The organism is Mesorhizobium kamtschaticum (assembly GCF_056174585.1).
In genome coordinates this window covers 6,820,607-6,840,001 of sequence record NZ_CM149691.1, presented here as the reverse complement: position 1 = coordinate 6,840,001, position 19,395 = coordinate 6,820,607, and the positions used below count along the sequence as shown (strand labels likewise).

General features: G+C 63.8%; 17 protein-coding genes. 5 read left to right on the top strand and 12 right to left on the bottom strand.

What is annotated here, in order from left to right; translation table 11 throughout:
• Positions 1–23: 23 nt before the first annotated feature.
• The 6 genes from AC0V7N_RS33765 to AC0V7N_RS33740 form a co-directional block, all read right to left on the bottom strand.
• The gene (locus AC0V7N_RS33765) at positions 24–1,127 is read right to left on the bottom strand and encodes a hypothetical protein (RefSeq protein ID WP_475453021.1); all 1,104 of its coding nucleotides are present in this window, start codon (positions 1,125–1,127) and stop codon (positions 24–26) included.
• Positions 1,128–1,183: 56 nt separating this feature from the next.
• On the bottom strand, positions 1,184–1,864 hold the full coding sequence (locus AC0V7N_RS33760; RefSeq protein ID WP_475453019.1) for a hypothetical protein: 681 nt from the start codon (positions 1,862–1,864) through the stop codon (positions 1,184–1,186).
• 23 nt (positions 1,865–1,887) lie between these two features.
• A complete protein-coding gene (locus AC0V7N_RS33755) occupies positions 1,888–3,648 on the bottom strand; it encodes a hypothetical protein (RefSeq protein ID WP_475453017.1) in 1,761 nt (586 codons plus the stop codon).
• 11 nt (positions 3,649–3,659) lie between these two features.
• Positions 3,660–4,952, bottom strand: a complete 1,293-nt coding sequence (locus AC0V7N_RS33750; RefSeq protein ID WP_475453015.1) for a hypothetical protein — start codon at positions 4,950–4,952, stop codon at positions 3,660–3,662.
• A gap of 31 nt (positions 4,953–4,983) precedes the next feature.
• Entirely contained in the window at positions 4,984–6,033 is a 1,050-nt protein-coding gene (locus AC0V7N_RS33745; protein WP_475453013.1) for a serine/threonine-protein kinase, read from the bottom strand.
• Between the two features lie 201 nt (positions 6,034–6,234).
• On the bottom strand, positions 6,235–6,606 hold the full coding sequence (locus AC0V7N_RS33740) for a hypothetical protein (protein ID WP_475453011.1): 372 nt from the start codon (positions 6,604–6,606) through the stop codon (positions 6,235–6,237).
• A 31-nt stretch (positions 6,607–6,637) separates the two neighbouring features.
• Between AC0V7N_RS33740 and AC0V7N_RS33735 the strand changes: the two genes are divergently transcribed.
• The 3 genes from AC0V7N_RS33735 (at position 6,638) to AC0V7N_RS33725 (ending at position 9,289) form a co-directional block, all read left to right on the top strand.
• Entirely contained in the window at positions 6,638–7,657 is a 1,020-nt protein-coding gene (locus AC0V7N_RS33735; protein ID WP_475453009.1) for an isopenicillin N synthase family dioxygenase, read from the top strand.
• Between the two features lie 292 nt (positions 7,658–7,949).
• Positions 7,950–8,639, top strand: coding sequence for an SDR family NAD(P)-dependent oxidoreductase (locus AC0V7N_RS33730; protein WP_475453007.1), 690 nt, complete (start codon positions 7,950–7,952; stop codon positions 8,637–8,639).
• A gap of 242 nt (positions 8,640–8,881) precedes the next feature.
• Entirely contained in the window at positions 8,882–9,289 is a 408-nt protein-coding gene (locus tag AC0V7N_RS33725; protein WP_475453005.1) for a hypothetical protein, read from the top strand.
• A gap of 54 nt (positions 9,290–9,343) precedes the next feature.
• Here AC0V7N_RS33725 and AC0V7N_RS33720 read toward each other — a convergent pair whose 3' ends face one another.
• Positions 9,344–10,480, bottom strand: coding sequence for a DmpA family aminopeptidase (locus tag AC0V7N_RS33720; RefSeq protein WP_475453003.1), 1,137 nt, complete (start codon positions 10,478–10,480; stop codon positions 9,344–9,346).
• 7 nt (positions 10,481–10,487) lie between these two features.
• Positions 10,488–12,053 (bottom strand): exodeoxyribonuclease VII large subunit, encoded by a 1,566-nt coding sequence (gene xseA / locus AC0V7N_RS33715; protein ID WP_475453001.1) that lies wholly within the window; start codon positions 12,051–12,053, stop codon positions 10,488–10,490.
• Positions 12,054–12,172: 119 nt separating this feature from the next.
• Here xseA and AC0V7N_RS33710 point away from each other — a divergent pair, with 119 nt between their 5' ends.
• Entirely contained in the window at positions 12,173–14,383 is a 2,211-nt protein-coding gene (locus AC0V7N_RS33710) for a bifunctional diguanylate cyclase/phosphodiesterase (protein ID WP_475452999.1), read from the top strand.
• A gap of 6 nt (positions 14,384–14,389) precedes the next feature.
• Here AC0V7N_RS33710 and AC0V7N_RS33705 read toward each other — a convergent pair whose 3' ends face one another.
• Entirely contained in the window at positions 14,390–15,346 is a 957-nt protein-coding gene (locus AC0V7N_RS33705; RefSeq protein WP_027042588.1) for a LysR substrate-binding domain-containing protein, read from the bottom strand.
• Between the two features lie 178 nt (positions 15,347–15,524).
• Here AC0V7N_RS33705 and AC0V7N_RS33700 point away from each other — a divergent pair, with 178 nt between their 5' ends.
• Entirely contained in the window at positions 15,525–15,815 is a 291-nt protein-coding gene (locus tag AC0V7N_RS33700; RefSeq protein ID WP_475452997.1) for a DUF1127 domain-containing protein, read from the top strand.
• Between the two features lie 175 nt (positions 15,816–15,990).
• Here the strand turns inward: AC0V7N_RS33700 and AC0V7N_RS33695 are convergent, their stop codons facing one another.
• From AC0V7N_RS33695 to AC0V7N_RS33685, 3 genes are all read right to left on the bottom strand, one after another.
• Complete coding sequence (locus AC0V7N_RS33695) at positions 15,991–17,010, bottom strand: DUF937 domain-containing protein (protein WP_475452995.1); 1,020 nt, start codon at positions 17,008–17,010, stop codon at positions 15,991–15,993.
• Between the two features lie 77 nt (positions 17,011–17,087).
• The gene (locus AC0V7N_RS33690; RefSeq protein WP_496627584.1) at positions 17,088–18,461 is read right to left on the bottom strand and encodes a glutamate--cysteine ligase; all 1,374 of its coding nucleotides are present in this window, start codon (positions 18,459–18,461) and stop codon (positions 17,088–17,090) included.
• A 143-nt stretch (positions 18,462–18,604) separates the two neighbouring features.
• Positions 18,605–19,339, bottom strand: coding sequence for a 16S rRNA (uracil(1498)-N(3))-methyltransferase (locus AC0V7N_RS33685; RefSeq protein ID WP_475460650.1), 735 nt, complete (start codon positions 19,337–19,339; stop codon positions 18,605–18,607).
• Positions 19,340–19,395: the final 56 nt, after the last annotated feature.

Genomic DNA, 19,395 nt, shown 5'->3' with positions numbered 1-19,395 from the left:
ACCCTTCAGGCCCGGCGAACGGTTCAGGCGGCTATTCGCGACGCGGTGTTGCGGTTCAGCCCATATGACCAATGCACGCGATCGCCGTCGAGGCCAGGGAAGCGCCGCCCTTCGCGTGTCAGCCGGTAGGCGGCCAGCCATGCGTCGGCCTGCGCGCCCATCTTCTTGGCGTCCGCGTCGAACTCCGCCGGCGTGATCGTCGTGCGGAAATCGTTTTCGGCGATGTATTGCAGGATTCGCCGCCCCGCATCGGCCATCTTGGCGCGTTCCGACATCTCGGTGGCGCCGCCCAGATGACGGTTGGCGACGGCTTCGATAACGTCCCATTTGGTGTTGGCGTCGAAGGATTTCTTGATGTCCGGTGCATCGAACAACTCGAAAATCTGCTGCACATACTGTCCGGTTTCACGGGTCAGAGCCAGGATGTTGCCATAGCTCGAACGGTCTAGGTGATAGCGCAGATCGGTGCCGACGCGCTGCACCGTGGCCAGCGCTGCGAAAGGCCGGTCGTTGATGGTGGAGCTGCCGCGAATAACCTGGCCGATCGTCAGATCCTGGAAGTACTGCGACATCGCATTCATGAAGGCGACCAGCTGGAAGTGGAAGCTGCGGTTGACGATGGCTCCGGCGGGCACCGGTGCGCGGCCATAATTGAAGACGCGGCGATAGGCGATCAGCCGGTCGCGGCGCTTGTAGCGGATTGGCCGCCATTTCTCGAGGATGTAGAGCCCGCGTGCGCCGGGGCCACGCTGGATGCGGATCTGGCCGTTCTGGAACAGCCGGCGCAATACATCGACCACCTGGAACAGCTTCATGCGGTCCATCTGGTAGATGTAATAGAGTTCGGCCGAGGCCTGCAACTGCGGTGGGATGATCGATTCATCGAAATCGTTGCGCAGCAGCGGCATCTGCAACGAATCGAACGGCTTGATCGGCCCGTCGCCGAAGCCGACCAGATCCGCGAAGCTGGTTGTTGTCTTGCTGGACGAGCGGTCGAGCAACTCTCCGTAGCGACCCTCGAATTCGCTCTCGAAAGCGGCGCGGTCCGCCGGCGACAATCCCGACAACTCGTCCCTGAAGAAGCGCTGGAACAGCCGCTGGATGACCTGGTTGGATTCACTAGCCATAATCAGACCTCATCTTGCTCGAATTGGCGGCTCATAGTTCTCAGGTAGTTGGGTTCTCAGGCACTTGGCGGCTGTTGCCCGCCGGACGCCGGGTCCTGGCTGGCGGCAATCGCATTCATCACTGCTGGCGCGAGGTCGAAGAAGCGCACCAGTTCGCTATCGGTGACGACCGAGGGCAGGCCGCTGCTGAACGTGTTGGCATCGCGAAGGCGCTTGAGGAACTCGTTGCGGCGATTTTCCTGCGGCTTGCCCTTCTGGAATGTCACGATGTCCTGCAACGACATGAATTTCGCGTGGTTGAACCAGAGCCCGGCGTTCGTCCGGCCGACAATGTCGCCCGACGTGTCGACAGCGGCGGCATAAAGCGCCGTGACATTGTCTTTGTCGCGCAGGCCAAGCGACTGCACCGTTTCATCCAGCCTGTCGATCGCTTTGCCGATCTCGCCAAGCTTCTTGTCGATGGTGTCGCCATTGGGCTGGTTCTTCAGCGCGGAGGCTATGGTTTCGATCGCGACGGTCAAGCGGTCTAAGGTCTTCGATTGTTCACCATCGGAGTACCCCTTGATTGCCTTGGCAACGTCGCCGATGGCCTTCTGGGTCCCCTTGCTGCCGCTGTCGACCTTGTCGGTCAACAGATCGATCGACTGCGGCGTCTCGGCCTCCACTTCGAAGCGGGCTTTGACTCCGGCGTGGAACTTGTTGGCCGGGTGGTAGGGGAACGGAATCTTCGCAGCCATTGTCGTGCTCCTCTCCTGCCCGCTCAGGCCGACCAGTAGTCGGGACGGTTCTGACCCATGCTCGCCATCGAGCTTGCGATCGGCGACGGCATCTGGACCGGGCTCGGCAGATTGGTGCCAAGACCGAACGTATCCTGGAGGATCGCGCGGATCATCCAGCGGATCAGCGACTGATTGTTGCGGAAATTGAAGACGTTGAAGTCGCATTGCGGCGTCAGCGAACGCACCAGGCGTTCCGTCTGGTCCTCCGCCTGATAGGCGATACGCAGCTCACGCACCATCAGCGACTTCAGGCCGGGGTCCCAGGCCAAGGGGCCGCCGAACGGGTCCAGCAACTCATCACGGATGACACCGAGCTTGTTTTTCAGCTTGTCGCTGAATTCGCACAGCAGCACGCCCGGATTCTTCAACTGGTCGGTCAGATCCAGCACCGCACTGATGGCGAGGCCGACGGCGGTGGCCCGCCTTTCCTGTTCGCCGAGGCCGTCCGGATCGGTGCCGACCGCATAGAGGTCGATCGCCCGGTCGAGCAGGAACAGCATGTAGTCCAAGAGCACCTGGCAGCTGATGTCGTCGTCGTCGCAGCCGCAGCCGGCGAAGCAGTCGACCTGCTCAAGCAGGAAACCGCGCGCGATGGTAAGGTTCATCAGGCGTATGGCCCCCTGGTCGGGTCCGCCGGCGCCGTAGAGGCCGTAGACGATGATCGGCGGGCGCGCGACATAGAGCAGCCGCGAGCTGCCTTTCGAGACGAAGGCGTCGACAAACAGCTGCAGGCTAGAGACGAATGCCACCAGCGGCGGCGATTCCGGCGGGCCAGAAGTAATCGGCACGTCGATCGGAACCGGGATGCTCTGGCCGAACTGGATCAGGCGCTGGAAGCGGTGAACGAGCATCGCGGACGCCGTCGACAACTCACGCAGGCCCTCGACACTTGCTCCTGTCGACAGGTCGACCAGATCGTCCATCGCCTGTGACAGCGCGTTCTCCTCCAGCAGCGCGCGCAGGTCCGCCTGGCCACCGGCTTCCAACTGCTGCACCAGATTGCGGTAGGCTTCGATGCCGCGTGGCCAGTCTTCCTGGCCAAGCGTGCTTTCAACCGAACCGGTCAGGCTGCGCAGCGCCATGATGACGGCGTTGCGGCGTGCCTGCAGCTCTCCGGCCGCCGAACGTACGATCGAGGTGCTGCGGGTGATGCCGTTGGACGCCAGCCCTTCGCCGATGGCGACAAGAATGAGCCCGGCCAGCACATCGCAGCTCTGGGCAAACCGCCTGAACAGGATGGCGCTGCCGTCGGTGAGCGTGCCGACATAGCGCGCCAGGCGCGAATACTCGCCGAGCTGGCGCCGCGCCGACATGGCACGGTCGTGATTGACTGAATCGAGAGCGAGCCTGGCGGCAGCCAGTCCATCATTTGCGAGCTGCCGGATCGAGCGGCCCCAGCCAATCATCTCGATGCGGATGTCCTTCAGTGGCGAGGAGGTCGAAAGCGTCTGCAGGTCGCGTTCGAGATCGTCCTGCGCCTGCGCCATCTCGACGGAGGACGGGCCCGTGTTGCGGGCTTGCGGCACATAGTCGGGCACGCTCGAATAAGGCAGGCCGGCTTGTTCGCGTCGATCCCTGTCTGCTTCCTCGGGATAGAAGTTCAAGAGAGCGGTGGCGATCTGGTCGGGATCGCGCGGGTCACTGACGCGCAGCGTCTTGCGCAGCAGATTGTCCACGGCAACCGTGGCAGGAGACCGAAACTTCGAGACCGGGCTGGCGGCGGCTGTAAATACGTCGACCATGACATCTCACCTCATGCAACGAGTGCGGCTGGGGACGGTTGCGCAGTGGGCCGTCGGTTTGCCTGACGCTGGGCCAGGTTTCTGATGACAAGCTTGGCAATGGCGTCCGGTTCGGCGCCGGCTTCCAGCGCGAAACGGCTGGCCGACACAAGAAAACGTGGCGGCAGGTCGGGCACTTGCCCGGCCGCGATCAGGATTCCGCCACGGCGGATGCGGGCTTCGTCGGACCGCGTGAAAGGGATGGCGTCGGCCAGCGCGTGCTGCCCAAGACCCCGGCGCGGCTGGTAGGCGATCTCATCGACCACCGCCGGAATGAGACGAGGGACCGAAGCAAGCAGGACCGGAGGCAGCCTGTGGCCGCGCGCCGGATTATAAAGGCCACGCCAGACACGTTCGGCGCGCGCCGCCTCGGCGGCAAAGCCCATGCGCCGCAGCATCTGGGTCAGGATCAGAACCCGGATCCAGCCGGTTGGATGCGCCCCGCCGGGGCGGTAGGTGAGGGCACGCGCGCCGGGATGGGCGAGGAACTCCATCATGCCCCAGACCGACGCGGTGCCGCCGAGCAGCAGTGCCGCGAGATCGGCGAAGATTTCCTTATGCCAGCGGCGCAGGATCGTCACCACCAACGGATCGAATCGCATCGAGGCCAGGCGGTTGGCGACGGCTTGCGCGTTCTCCTGCCACAGGCCCATGTCGGCCTGCAGATTGTGGGCGACTTCATGCAGGAAGACCGACTGCCAGGGATTGTCGCGATCCCAGGGAACACGGATGACCGGGAACGGATTGCTGTCGCCGAGCAACCGGGCGAGTGCGACGCCGCGACGCTGCGTCGCCGGCGAATAGCCATGTTCCATATAGGTCAGCGGCTTCAAGAGAGGACCGCCGAAGACGCCAGGCAGGGCAGCGCGGACGACCGTGTAACAATCGAGCGCGATCGCGTCATGTGCTGCGAGCGCCGGCGCAAAGCCTGAGCCGCGCTGCGACATGACCTCGAAGAACATGCCGAAGGTCCGGCGCAGCCGATCGATCCTGCGATCGAGCATGGCCATCTGGGTGAGCGCGGCCTGGGCGGTGGCAGGCGGCCAGCCGCGCTCGATCTCGATGATATGCCGGTTGATGGCGTTGCCGATGCTCGCCAACCGCTTGTTGGCGGCATGGAAGTGAGCCCGCGACGGCGCATAGGGCAGGTCCTCGGGACGAAGCCCGATGCGCCTCGGTGTCAGGCGGTTGAGGCGCTGGGCGCGGGCTTTAAGGGCCCGCAGTTTGGTGTCCAGGAACCGCCTGGTCGAAGAACCCGTGCGCATCGCCACGATCCTTCCGTTGCAAGTCGGGGCTTCAGTTGGACCGGATGGTGATGCTGACCGGACCGCGGATGACGATATGCCGCCGGCGCCCATGATTTGGGCCATGTCCGCCTGTCCAACCGCCTGGCCAACCGCCGGCAGCCCGCCCCACAGCCCGCCCGGCGATACGCGCCAGATTGCGTCCCGGGGCCATGCCGGCGCGAACCGCCGCCGCGGTGCGGCGCACGATCTGGCGCCCTCGCTGCAAGGGCCGCGTCAACTGCCGGCGCAGACCCTGCCCGCGCGCCGCGACACGACGCGCGGTGCGTGCCAATACCAGCGGCCGCACGGACGCCGGGGTGCGGCGCGTCACGGCCGTGCGGCGGACGCTGCTGGCGATGCGAGGCAGCGCGCGGATCGCGGTCGGCCCGCCACGGTTGACAAGCTGGGTGGCGGCGCGCCGAACGGTGCGGACCGCTTGAATGCGCGCCGCCGCCGGCATGCGTACGGCCGCCGGGCCAAGCACGCGTCTCGTCGCGAGTGCGGCGACCACGGGAATGGCTCGGCGATTGCGCACCGCGAGCTCGGCAAAGGCGTCGAGGGCCTCGTCTTCAGAGGCCTCGTCCGCCATCAGCTGGCCGACGACATTGGCGACGCCGCCAATCGCGGTGCCGACGCCGGGAATAAGGCTGGCGACCGGTGCCACCGCACGGGCGATGCGGCCGATTGTGGGAGCCGCACGCCGGACGGTGCGCACGACGCCGCGAATGCCACGGGCAATGCGGCGGAAGAACTCGTCGCTGTCTTCAGCCGCAAGCGCGTAGCTCATGGCCTCGTCCCAGGCATCGTCGTCGGACTCATCGCCTTCATCGAAGCCGTCGCCTTCGTCGAACTCGTCACCGGCATCGAATTCGTCGCCGGCGTCCATCTCGTCGAAGCCGGAGGCCTCGAATTCGTCGCCTTCGTCGAACTCGTCGCCTTCGTCGGCCTCATCGAAGCCATCGCCCTCGTCCATTTCGTCGAATTCGTCGTAGCTGTCGGCAGGGCCTTCCGCTTCATCAAAGGCAAGGTCGTCGAACATCGATTCGTCATACCCGTCCATCTCGAGATCTCCTCTTGAGCGATCGGCCCCTCAGGGGCGCGGGACCAAAGCGATTAACGCCGGCCGGAATAGTCGCCCTCAAGGCAATGGCTCTCAAGTCGGCAGGAACGGGTAGCTGAAAGGTGGTCGCCAATATCGGCGACTGTTCAGTCAGCTGATTTTGTGCGCAATCATAATTATACTACGAATATTATTTTATATTTATTTTTGCAGTGTTTGATGAAAGCGACGGATAGTTGCCGCGATGTGGCCAATAAATCGCGGGCGACTCGCGAGATTTCGCTCCTCGGCATTGGATTTGCCGGTTGAAATGACGGCGATACCGAAGCGGCACGCCCGGTGCGAGACAAAGCGGCCGCGCTCCGCCTGAATTCCCCTGAATGGATCGCGATCATCATCCGCTTGCCCGCACGAATGGAAAAATTGTTCGTCACGGCCGCAACGAAGGGCTGATCGTTTCTTTCCCGGCAATCTGAAGTCGATGAGACTTGCGCGCGTTGATGGCGGCTTCGGTCGCGAAAAAGTACCTGCATGTTCAATCGGCTGGGTTTTCCGGGCGTAGATTTCAAGCAACGCCCTGAACGCGCCAGGAAAGGAGCCTGATATGCCCAGAATAGTGCCTGTGCTCGATCTGAGCCGTCTTGAGCAAGGCGCGTCGGAACGCCGGACATTTCTGGCGGACTTGCGTTCCGCTTCGCGCGACATCGGCTTTTTCTATCTGGCCGGACATGGCATCTCCTGGGCGGAGATCAGCGAGGTGCTCACCGCGTCGCGCCAGTTCTTTGCCTTGCCGGAGGCCGACAAGCTTGCAATCGAGATGGTCAAGTCCTCGCAGTTCCGCGGCTACACCCGCGCCGGCGGCGAATTGACCAAGGGCAAGGAGGACTGGCGCGAACAGCTCGACATCGGCGTCGAGCGTCAGCCCATCGCGCAAGGGCCGGGAATTCCCGCCTGGACGCGGCTACAGGGACCGAACCAGTGGCCCGCGGCGCTGCCGGATCTCAAGCCGGCGCTGCTTGCCTGGCAGAGCAAGGTGACGGCCGTGGCGATCCGGCTGCTGAAGGCCTTCGCGCTGTCGCTCGATCAGCCCGAGGATGCTTTCGACCCGATCTACAGCGCAGAGCCCAACCATCGCATGAAGATCGTGCGCTACCCCGGCCGCGATGCGACCGGCGGCGACCAGGGTGTCGGCGCGCACAAGGATGGCGGTTTCCTCACCCTGCTGCTCCAGGATGACAATAAGGGTCTGCAAGTCGACTATGATGGCACCTGGGTGGATGTGGACCCCATTCCCGGCACGCTCGTCGTCAACATCGGCGAATTGCTCGAACTCGCCTCGAATGGCTTTTTGCGCGCGACCGTGCATCGCGTCGTGACGCCGCCCGCCAGCGTCGAGCGCATTTCGGTGCCGTTCTTCTTCAGCGCCAGGCTCGATGCGACGATACCGCTGCTTGGCCTTTCCGAGGAATTGGCGGCGCAGGCGCGCGGACCAGCCAGCGATCCGGACAATCCGCTGTTTCGCGATGTCGGAACCAATGTGCTGAAAAGCCGGCTGCGCTCGCATCCCGACGTCGCGCGGCGCCATTATGCCGATCTGCTCGAAAGGGAAAGCCGGGTTGGCTGAGCCTTGGGTTGGAAAGGACAGGATTTTTGCCATCCTGGCCGATTTTTAGAAAATCATTCGTCGCGCCTGGCCGAGAATCGGTCCAAAAGAGAAAAATCCGTTCGGTGTTTTCCTCCCATTTCGCCGAGCGGTGTTCCCCTCTGAAGGTTATGACCTTCTTTTTGGCCGGGCCGTTTTCGCGCCCGGCCTTTTTCTTGGTTTGCGCGTTGCCGTCACCGTGCTGATCCGGCAAGTTTCAAGACGCTCATTCGCCAGCCATCGACCGCAGTCCCGTGGAAAAAGGAGAAGTCTCATGACATCCAATGTCGCCGTCATCGCCGGTGCGGGCTCCGGCCTGAGCGCCTCGCTGGCGCGCCTTCTCGCGAAGGAAGGGTTCAGCGTCGTTCTGGCCGCCCGCAACATCGAGAAACTCGGTGCCTTGCAGGCTGAGACCGGTGCACAGGCCGTGGCAACGGACGTCTCCGATGCCGCATCGGTCGAGCATTTGTTCGACGTCGCCGACAAGGCCGGTCCGCTCTCGCTGGTGGTTTTCAACGCCAGCGGACGCGCCCGCGGACCGATAGTGGAACTCGATCCCGAGGCGGTCCGCCAGGCTTTGCTGGTTGGGACCTATGGCGGGTTCCTGGTCGGCCAGCAGGCGGCCCGCCGGCTGGTGGCTCTGGGCTCCGGCTCAATCCTCTTCACCGGGGCGACGGCCAGCGTCAAGGGGTTCGCCGGCTCGGCCGGTTTTGCGATGCCCAAATTCGGCTTGCGCGGGCTGGCCCAGTCCATGGCTCGTGAACTGGCGCCGAAGAACGTCCACGTCGCGCATTTCATCATCGATGGCGGCATCGCCTCGGCCGTATCAGGACAGGAGTCCGGGCCGCCGGATCGCCGGCTGTCACCGGATGCGATCGCCGAAGCCTATCTCTCCATCCATCGCCAGCACCGCAGCGCCTGGACCTGGGAAATGGAACTCAGACCATGGGTTGAGAGCTTCTGATGGGGTGCGCGGGGGTGCGACTTTGGTGCAACCTGTGGGCACCGTTGGGAGGAGTCGACATTGGATGAGGATATCACTATATACCGGCGGCTTCGCTGGCTCGCGCCTAGAAGCGAAACGTCAAAGGCGGCTGTAGCGACAGCCATTGAGATTACTAAACGGACTGAAAGCCGTAAAAGGTAGAAGCAATTGCTCGGAGCGGGCCAGATCCCGCCAACGGTACAGTCCTTCAGAATCAGAAAATGTTTTTCACCCCTCGATTTCCTTCAGCTCTGTGGACCCTGGACGGCATTGACTTGCCGGGTGGCCGCGACTCGGCTCGAATGGGAACATGCATCCTTTGCGGGATGCCGACGTTTATGATTACCAACCGGCTTTGCCGCCAGGGGAACAGCAGTATGAGTGAACACGCGATCGAGTTCTTGCGGGGATGGATCGGCGAAAAGGTCCATTGCCAGTCCCAGGCCAGAATCGACAAGCAGGCCGAGACATTGGCCAAGGAATGTGCCGCCAAAGCTGCGGAAGTCGGTATTCCCCTGGAGGACATCCAGGAAGAAGTCGGTGATATCCAGGAACTCATCGCTTCCAGGCTCGAGGAAGCCGCCGAGGCCGACGAGCACCAGCAGGCCGCCAGCAAGGCCGCGGAATAGATTTTAACGTCCACTCGGTTTGAATGCGCGGGCCTTTCGGTCCGCGTTTTCGTCTCAGCCGAACTTTTCTTTCAGCCCAAACTTTTCTTTCAGCCAGGTCTTCGGCAGCGCCGGCACGAAATTACCGTCGCGACCGGTCATGTCGTCATTGGCGACCAAGGCGTTGAGGATCGATTCTTCGACGGTCTGGATCACGGCATCGAAGAATGGGTCGATGTCGGTGTCGGGGATGAAATCGGCATTGGCGATCAGGCCTGACGGCGCCAGTGCGGCGGCAGGATTGGCTCTCGAGAAGGCGATAAAGATGTCGCCTGAGCTGTGATAGCCGAAGCCGCCGGTCATGGCGACGCCGAGCGGTACGCGGCGTGCCAGCCGCTTCATCTGGTGCGGCAGGAATGGCGCATCGGTGGCGACAACAGCGATGATCGAACCCTTTTCGGCGCGCGGCGTGCCTTCGCGGATCGCCGGCTCCGCGAGTTCGAGCCCGGCGCGCAGGCCACGAAGGGCAAAATTGCGCCGCTTGCCGAAATTCGACTGCACGAACGCGCCGACCGTGTAGGCTTGGCCCTGCCATTCGACGACACGCGAAGCCGTCCCCGAGCCGGCCTTGAAGCCGAAGGTGATCATGCCGGTGCCGCCGCCGACGCTGCCTTCCTCGATTGGGCCGCTGACCGCACCGTCAAGCGCCTGGGCCACGTGCTCAAAGGTCAAATGGTGGCCGTTGATGTCGTTGAGAAACCCGTCATAGGTCTCAGCCGCCACCGGCAGGCCCCAGCCACTGTCGAGCGCGGCCGGCAACACGCGTTGCATCCAGCGCAGCGTGCCGTCGCGCGAAACACCGCATGAATGCGTGTTGGTGATGGTGATCGGAAAGTTGAAAGCGCCGGTTTCCTCGACGATGTGCGAGCCGGTCAGTTCGCCATTGCCGTTCTGGCTGAAAATGCCGGCGAAGACCGGCGTGGCCAGCTCAGCAAGTGGCCTGGGCAGGATCGCGGTGACGCCGGTACGCACCGGTCCCTTGCCGACGACCAGCGCGCCGTCGCCTGAAATCAGCGTCGTATAGCCGACCGTGACGCCGGGCACATCGGTGATAGCGTTAAACGAGCCCGGCGTGCCGTCAAAACCGATGCCGAAGCTTCGGGCGCGCGGTTTGCCTGACGGCGTTTTCAGGTGATGCGAACTATCGGTCATGGGCGTCTCAGAATAGGGAACCTTGGTTGCCAGGTTCCTTGGTCTTGGTCACAGGCCTCGCAACCGGCTTCGGCCGCGCCGCACCGCTGGTTGCCACAGCATCCGCCGTGCCGTCGGCGAATTCCAGCGAGAGCGCCATCCCCGATGCCACGTCAGCCGCCTGCTTGATGACGGCGCCGTCGGCATCCTTGACGAGCGCGAAGCCGCGCGCCAGGACGGCCTTGTGCGACAGCGTGGTCAGCAGGCGTTCGGCCTGGCTCAACTGGCCGCGCAGGCGTTCGAGCCGCAACGAAATGACCCGATCCTGCCGCCTGGCGAGTGCCGCCAATGTGTCGGCCTGCAGTTTCTGGCGGCGCGCGATCGGTGCCGGCGACAGCCGCGTCGCGGTGCGCGCAAAGCGGGTGCGGCGCTCACGCACGATGGCAAAGAACGCCGCCTGCGCGCGGGCGAGGTCACGCCCGGTCAGCGTGCGCGCCTCCTTCATGCGCCGAGACAAGGTGGCCGGCGTCAGCCTTTGGCCTTGAAGCCGTGCCCGTTTGCGATCGACGCTGACGGACAGGCCGCGGCCGAGCCTCGATGTCGCCTCGTCGAGGCGCCGGCGCGGCAGCGCCAGCAATTGATCGGGCGAGGGCAGAGCGCGCGCCGCCGCACGGGCGGCCTGCCGCTTGCGTTCGAAATTGCGCAGCACCGCAGCCTTGAGCCGCGCGCCAAGGCTGGCCAGCGTCGCTTCGAGATCGGCCTTCACCGGCACGGCGATTTCGGCCGCGCCCGTCGGTGTCGGCGCCCGCACATCCGCGACGAGGTCGATCAGCGTCCAGTCGGTTTCATGGCCGACGGCGGAAATCACCGGAATGCCCGAGGCCGCAACGGCGCGGGCCAGTGCCTCGTCGTTGAAGCCCCACAAATCCTCGAGGCTGCCGCCGCCGCGCGCCACGATCAAGAGATCGGGGCGCTGGATGGCGCCGTCCCAGGCCAACGCGTTGAAGCCGGTGACGGCATTGGTCACTTCGACGCCTGATGTCTCGCCCTGCACGCGCACCGGCCAGACCAGCACATGCAGCGGAAAGCGGTCCTTGATGCGATGGATGATGTCGCGGATAACGGAGCCGGTCGGCGAGGTGACGACGCCGATGACGCGCGGCATGAACGGCAGCCGGCGTTTGCGGCCGGCATCGAAAAGTCCTTCCGCCTGCAGCCGGCGCTTGCGCTCTTCCAGCAGCGCCATCAGCGCGCCGGCGCCGGCAGGCTCCAGATTGTCGATGACGATCTGGTAGTTGGATTTGCCGGGATAGGTGGTGAGCTTGCCGGTGGCGATCACCTCCATCCCTTCCTCGGGACGGAATTTCAACCGGCTCATCGTGCCTTTCCAAACCACGGCGTCGAGCCGGGCGCGGTCGTCCTTCAGCGCGAAATAGGCATGGCCGGAGGAATGCGGGCCGCGATAGCCGGAGATTTCGCCGCGCACCCGCACATTGCCGAAAACGTCCTCGACCGTGCGCTTCAGCGCGCCGGAAATCTCGCTCACCGTGTATTCGGTGGCGTTGGTGCGTGATTCGGATGCTGCGTCGCTCATCGGCCGATTGGGGGACGGTTGGGCTCCCACGTCAAGGCGCCAGGGCCTGCCCAAATGTTATAACCCGATCTTAAGGCTGGTTTGGTTGACTGGCGCCCAACGAAGCTGGCCGAGGACGCATGAGCGCACGCGCACATCGCAGCCCATTGACGTATCAGGTCACGCTGACCGTGCTGGCGCTTGCCGCTTTCGCGCTGGTCATGGTCGTGGGCTTCGGCTTCTACGCCGCCGTGCAGGCGGACCGCGTTTCGTTGGAGCGCCAAAAGATCTTCTTCGCCAACGGCTTGCAGGACCAGATCGCCGCCGTCGAGCGCGAGCAGGAAAGTGTCTCGGTCTGGGACGATTCCGTCACCAACGCCAAATCAGGCAACCAGGCGTGGATGGCCGAAAACCTCAGCGTCTGGATGTATTCCTATTACGGTCACAACCGGGTCTATGTGCTGGATGATGTCAACCGTCCGATCCACGCCATGCAGGAAGGCAAGGTGGTGCCGGCTTCCGTCTATGGTGCGGATGAGCCCGAACTGCAGCCGACCATCGAGAAGCTGCGCCAGCTGATCGCCCAGCCGCCGAAGGAGAGCACATCCGGCGGCCCGGCCAAAATGGTCGCCGAGGATCTGGTGTCGCTTGACGGGAAGCCCGCCATTCTCAGTGTCATGCCGCTTGTGCCGAGCTCGGACCGTGTCACCCAGGCGCCGCGAAGCGAATATCTGCATGTCTCGGTGGAGTTCATCAACGCCACCGTTATCGGCAAGATCGCTGAAAAATATCTGCTCGATGGCGCCCACCTGCTGCCTCTGTCGCAATCGGTCGGCTCGGCTGCCATTCCGCTGATGGATTCGCGCGGTGTCATTCTCGGCTATATCGGCTGGGATCAGGAGCGCCCCGGTCTGACACTGATACGCAAGGCCGGCCCGGCATTGATCGCCGGCATGCTGCTTGCCGCCGGTGCGCTGGCTTTTCTCTTGCGGCGCCTGCGACGGACATCGCTGGCGCTGCAGACAAGTCAGGCGGACGCACAGTATCTCGCTTTTCACGATACGCTGACGGGGCTCCCCAACCGGGCGCTTTTCGAGGATAGGCTGCGACGGGCTTTGCTGACGACCGGGCGCGATACCGCAAGGACGGCGCTGCTCTATCTCGACATCGATCGCTTCAAACATGTCAACGATACGCTCGGTCATCCCGCCGGCGACGAACTTGTACGCCAGACAGCGGCCAGGCTGCAGAGGACGATCCGCGAAGTCGATACGGTGGCGCGGCTCGGCGGCGACGAGTTCGCGATCATCCTGGTCGATATTCGCGACACCAGGGTAGCCGAGGATATTTCGGAACGGCTGCTGCGGAAATTGCAGGAGCCTTTCCGGCTGACGGATGATCAGGTCTTCGTCAGCGCCAGCATCGGCATAGCCTTGGCGTCGGGTCCAAAAGTCGATGCCGACGATCTGCTGCGCAAGGCCGATATTGCGCTCTACGAGGCCAAGAAGAATGGCCGCGGCCGCTATCAGGTCTTTGCCGGTGACATGGACGACCTGTTGCTGCGCAAGCGCAAGGTCGAGAACGCGCTCCGCCGCGCCCTCCGTGGCGGGACCGAGATCAAGCTGGCCTATCAGCCGATTTTCGCCGCCGACGGCAGGACGATCGTCGGGGGCGAGGCGCTGATCCGCTGGGCGCATGAGATTCATGGCGCCCTGCCGCCGCAACAGTTCATCGCCATTGCCGAGGAACGCGGCATGATCGGCGAGCTTGGCCAATGGGTGCTGCGCGAGGCCTGCCGCTTCGCAGCCGGCACGCAATTGCCGTGGGTGGCCGTCAACGTCTCACCGCTGCAGCTGCGCGACGCAGGTTTTGCCGAGCAGGTCGCCTCGATCCTCGCCGAGACCGGCCTGCCGCCGGCGCGATTGCAGCTCGAGATCACCGAAAGCGTGCTTCTGGAAAATAACGACACCACCAGGATGGCTCTGGAGGCCTTGCGCCGATCGGGCGTTGGCGTGGTGCTCGATGATTTCGGCACCGGCTATTCATCGTTGAATTACCTGCGCCGTCATCTCATCGACAAGCTCAAGATCGACCGTTCCTTCGTGCGCCTTCTCGACGAAGACTCCAGCTCCGCCGCGATCGTCAAGGCGTTGATCGACCTGGCGATAGCGCTCGATGTCGAAGTCACCGCGGAGGGCGTCGAGACCGAGGAGCAAAAGGCGCTGCTCGTCGGCATGGGCTGCCATCAGATGCAGGGTTACCTGCTCGCGCCGCCGCTCGAACCTGCCCAGTTGCTGCTCTTGCCGGGCCTGTCGCTCATTCAGAGCGGACCAGCGTCGATGCGCGCGTAATTCTTCCTACCAGCCCGGCAGGATCTGGTTCGGCCTGGTCCGCTTCATCTTGGCGAAGGCGAGGGCCGCGAAGTCGAATGTTCCCGTCTCTTCGCCAAGCGGCACCGAGATGTTGTCCAGGCTTTCCGAGATGTGGCGGGCAAGCGCATCGACGATCTCCGGCCGTGAGGTCTGCCCGCGCATGATGCCGATGCGGCAGTCGGGCAGGGCGCCGAAGCCGTCGGCCTCGCCCAGCACCCGCATGCCGGGCCTGAGCGCGCATTCCGGCAGCACCGAGATCGCCAGGCCTGAAAGCACGGCGGCGGTGATGACGGTCGCCGAGAAACTGGTGAACAGGATACGATAGTCGCGGTTCTGCTGATCCAGCACATCGACGGCAGCGCGCCGCCAGATGCAGTTCGGCCGGCCAAAGGCCATCGGCAGCGTCACCTGTTCATGCGTCGCATGGTTGGCCGAACTGACCCACAGCAGCGGTTCGCGCCGCACCACTTCCGACTGGCCGCGCACATCGTTGTGCGTCACCAGCGCCAGGTCGAGATTGCCGCGCTTGATATGCTCGACCAGTCCCGGCGTCGGCTCGCAGATGACGGTCAGTTCGACGCGCGGATTGGAGCGGGTGAAGCGTGCCATGATCTCCGGCAGGAAACGGTCGGCATAGTCGTCAGGCGTGCCGATGCGGATTGTGCCTTCGAGCCGCTGGTCGTCGAAGGCGGCGAGCGTCTCGCGGTTGAGGTAGAGCAGCCGCCTGGCATAGGAGAGCAGCTTGTCGCCTTCCTCGGTCAGCCTGTTGTTGCGCCCTTCCTTCTCGAACAGCGGCTTGCCGATACGCTCCTCCAGCCGGCGCATCTGCATCGACACCGCCGACTGGGTGCGGTGCACCTCTTCGGCTGCCCGCGTGAAGCTGCCGGTGTCGGCGATCGAGATGAAGGTTTGCAACTGATCGAGATCGAGCGGCGCTTTCATCGGTCCAATCCATCATTGATGTTGATGCTAAAGATTAGAAACATTCGTTGGATTAATCAATCGGGTGATGGCAAATTGGCATTGTCCACATGAAGGCATGTGAATTGGGACCGGAACGGCCGCTGTTGCCAGCGTCTGTTGCCTGGTTTCGTCCGTTCGAGTCTGAAGGAGACCGACAATGACCACGTATGATTTCGCCACTGAGACCTCGCGCATCACCTCGCGTCCGGCCGTTGCGACGCGCGTGGCCAACACCGTCTCCAACGTCTACCGCGCCTGGAAAAATCGCCGCGCCTTCTATCGCCTTGGCGAGATGTCGGATGCCGAGCTCGCCGATATCGGCCTGACGCGCGCCGACCTGCATGTCGCCATCGACGTGCCGTTCGGCCGCGACCCGACGGTGATCTTGCGTCAGATTGCCAGCGATCGCGTGGAAGCGATCGAGGATCTCGCCCGCCAGGTGGCCTGATTGATCAGTTGCGGTCCTGTTGAACCTTTCCACGGTTCAGCGCGACCAAGGATTATGCAGGCTCCCCACTCCCTGCCGGTTCCCCGCCGGCCTGCCTGCACGCTGCCCGGTCCTCCCAAGGACCGGGCTTTTCTTTTCTGGCTTGCTCAGAAATGGCCCTAGCTAGGTCTGGCGCCTACCGCCGATCCATGTCCCGCTTGAACTGGTCGAAGATCGTTTCCACGCCCTTCTGGTAGTCGTCCCGCTGCTGGGCGCCGGTCTCGAACATCTTGCCGAAAATATCGTCGAACGGGTTTCTCGGCCTGCCGCTCGGATTGGCCTGCGGCTGGGGAGCCTGGCGCTGCTGCGGTGCCTGAGTTTGTTGCGGAGCTGGCTGCCCACCCGGGATGCCGAAGCCTCCGCCCCCGCGCAGCATCTCTTCAAAAATCTTCCCCAGCGGATTGTCGCCATAGGGGCTCTGTGTCTGCTGCGGCTGCGGCTGCGTCCGGCCTTGCGGCTGCGGTGTACCGCCGCCGAACATGTCCTGCAGCACCTTCCCCAACGGATTGTCGCCATACGGATTGGGTGCCGGCTGCGGCTGGCTTTGCGGTTGCGGCGTGCTGCCGCCGAACATGTCCTGCAAGACCTTGCCAAGCGGGTTGTCCATCGGGGTCTGCGGCGGTGCCTGGCGCTGTTGCGGCGCCGGCGCCCGCATGCCGCCTTGCCGCATCATCTGCTCGATGATCTCGCCCAGCGGATTGTTACCACCGCCGAAGCCGCCAGCGGCCTGCATCTGACCTGTCGTCTGCTTGAACAGTCCGCCCATCACCATCGAGGCGATCGCCGGCAGCATCTGCTGCAGGACCTGCTGGCTGACGCCGCTCGCTTGCGCCGCCTGGCTGGCGACGGCGCGCGACAGGTCCTTAGAGCCGAACAGATGCCCGAGAATGCCATTGCCTTCATCAACGCCTTGCGGCGAGAAGGCGCGAGTCGCGTCCTCGAAATACTTGGCGTGCTGGCCGCTTGCCATCGCGGTCATGAAGGCGCCGAGCCCGTAAGGGTCGGCGGTGTTGCGTTGCAAGCCCTGCGAAAAGGCTGGCAGCAGAGCGGCGACCGCAGCCTGTGTCTGCTGCATCGAAAGCCCATATTGTTGGGCAAGCGCCTGCATGCCGTTGCCATTCTGGGCCTGCGTCAGCATGTCGAACAAGGTAGGCATCGGCTTCTCCTCCTGAATTCCTCGGAAGAGAGCCTAATTCGTTTCAACGCTCGATTGAAGCAGCTTTTGCCACTGGGTTAATAGGCGTATTCCATGAACACCGGCTCGATCGAGCCGCCCCAGCGCGTGTGGTAAGCCGAAAGCATCTCCTCGGCGCTGGTCGTGCCGCGCGCAACCACTTCGTCCAAAGTGTTGAGGAACGAGGTTTCGTCGTAGCCGTCACGGTTCTTCTTGCCGCGATTCTTCAGCCCCGTGCGCGAAATGGCCATGACATCGCGCGCGATCTCGCGCAGCGTGGTGTTGCGGAACGGCGCGGCAATGCCGAGCTCCGGCACGGCGTTGCGCATGGCCAGCACTTCCTTGTAGGTCCAGCTCGAGGTCAACGCCTCGGCGGCGTCGAGCGCTGCCTCGTCATAGAGCAGCCCGACCCAGAAAGCCGGCAACGCGCAGATGCGCCGCCACGGGCCGCCGTCGGCGCCGCGCATTTCGAGGAAACGCTTCAGCCGCACGTCGGGGAACAATGTCGACAGATGGTTCGCCCAGTCGCCCATGGTCGGCAGGCCGTCCGGCACTTCATTGCGCGCCGCTCCGGCCATGAATTGGCGGAAGGTGATGTGCGTCATATCGTGATAGTGGCCGTCGCGGATGACGAAATACATCGGCACGTCGAGCGCCCATTCGACATAGTCGGCGAAACCGAAATCGGGTGAGAAGCAGAATTCGAGCAGGCCGGAGCGCTGGTTGTCGGTGTCGCGCCAGATGTCGCCACGCCAGCTTTGCAGTCCGTTCGGATGGCTCTCGGTGAACGGCGAATTGGCGAACAATGCCGTCGACAGCGGCTGCAGCTTCAACGACACCTGCATCTTGCGGCGCATGTCGGCCTCGCTCTCGAAGTCGAGGTTCACCTGGATGGTGCAGGTACGATACATCATGTCGAGGCCCTTGGTGCCGACCTTGGGCATGTAGCGGGTCATGATCTCATAGCGCGACTTCGGCATTTTCGGCGTCTCGGCCAGCGACCATTTCGGGCTGCCGCCGAGGCCGAGGAAGCGGATGCCCATCGGCTCGGCGATCTCGCGCACCTGCGCCAGATGCGCATTGCCTTCGCGACAGGTCTGATGGATGGTCTCCAGCGGTGCGCCGGAAAGCTCGAACTGGCCGCCCGGTTCGAGCGAGATCGCGCCCTGGCCCGTCGGCTCGACCAGGCCGATGATGCGGCCGTCATCCATGATCGGATCCCAGCCGAGTTTGTGCTGCATGCCTTCGAGGATGGCGCGGATGCCGCGCTCGCCGCCATAGGGCACGGGCGCGTTGCCATCGACATAGAAGGGGAATTTCTCGTGCTCGGTGCCGATGCGCCATTTGTCGCGCGGTTTGTTGCCTTCGGCCAGGTGCTCGACGAGTTCGTCGATGTTTTCGATCGGCCGGAAATCGGTTGTGTCGCGCGCCATGGTTCAGCCCTCAGAGGCGGTCGGGCGACCGCCGGCGGTAAATGGACGAAATGTCAGCAGCCGATCAAGCAAAAAATCCTGAGCCACAGGTCAAGAGGAATTGAATGCTACGATCGGGACCGCCTCTTGCAAGAAATGACCTCCTACCAGTCTCCGACAGTTGCCTGGATCACCGCAAGTGCCGCCACGGCCGCCGTGTCGGCGCGCAGGATGCGCGGCCCGAGCGGAATGGCGGTCACGAAGGGCAGGGCGCGCAGCATCTTGCGCTCATCATCGGAAAAGCCGCCTTCCGGCCCAACCAGCAGCCCCAGCTTCCTTTCCTTTACCGCCTGCAAGGCAGGCAGCGGATTGTTGGTCGAGGCGTCCTCGTCGCAGAAGATCAGCCGACGGTCCTTGTCCCAGCCGGTCAGCAGGCGTTCGAACTTTTCCGCCTCGCGCACCTCCGGCACCGCAAGGATGCCGCATTGTTCGGCGGCCTCGACGACATTGGCACGCAGCCGGTCGATGGACGGCTTGGCCACCTGCGTGTGCTGGGTGATGATGGGCTGCAGGACGCCGGCGCCCATCTCCACCGCTTTCTGCACGAGATAGTCGAGCCGGCCCTGCTTCAGCGGCGCGAAACAGTAGACGAGGTCGGGCAATGGCGGCTGCGGCCGTTGCAGCACCAGCACTTTCAGCCGCACCGCTCTCTTCGTCTTTGCCGCGATGGCCGCCGACCATTCGCCGTCGCGGCCATTGAACACCAGGATTTCGGCGCCTCCGCCCAGCCGCAGCACATGCAGGAGATAGTGGCTCTGCTGCTGGCCGGCGTCGAACTCGATCTCCGGACCGAGATCGTCAGGCACGAACAGGCGTTGCATCTTGTAATTGGCGCGCATCGCCGAGGAATGAGCGAGCCGGCCGCCGGCGTCAAGCCACGCATGCCGGCTGTGCG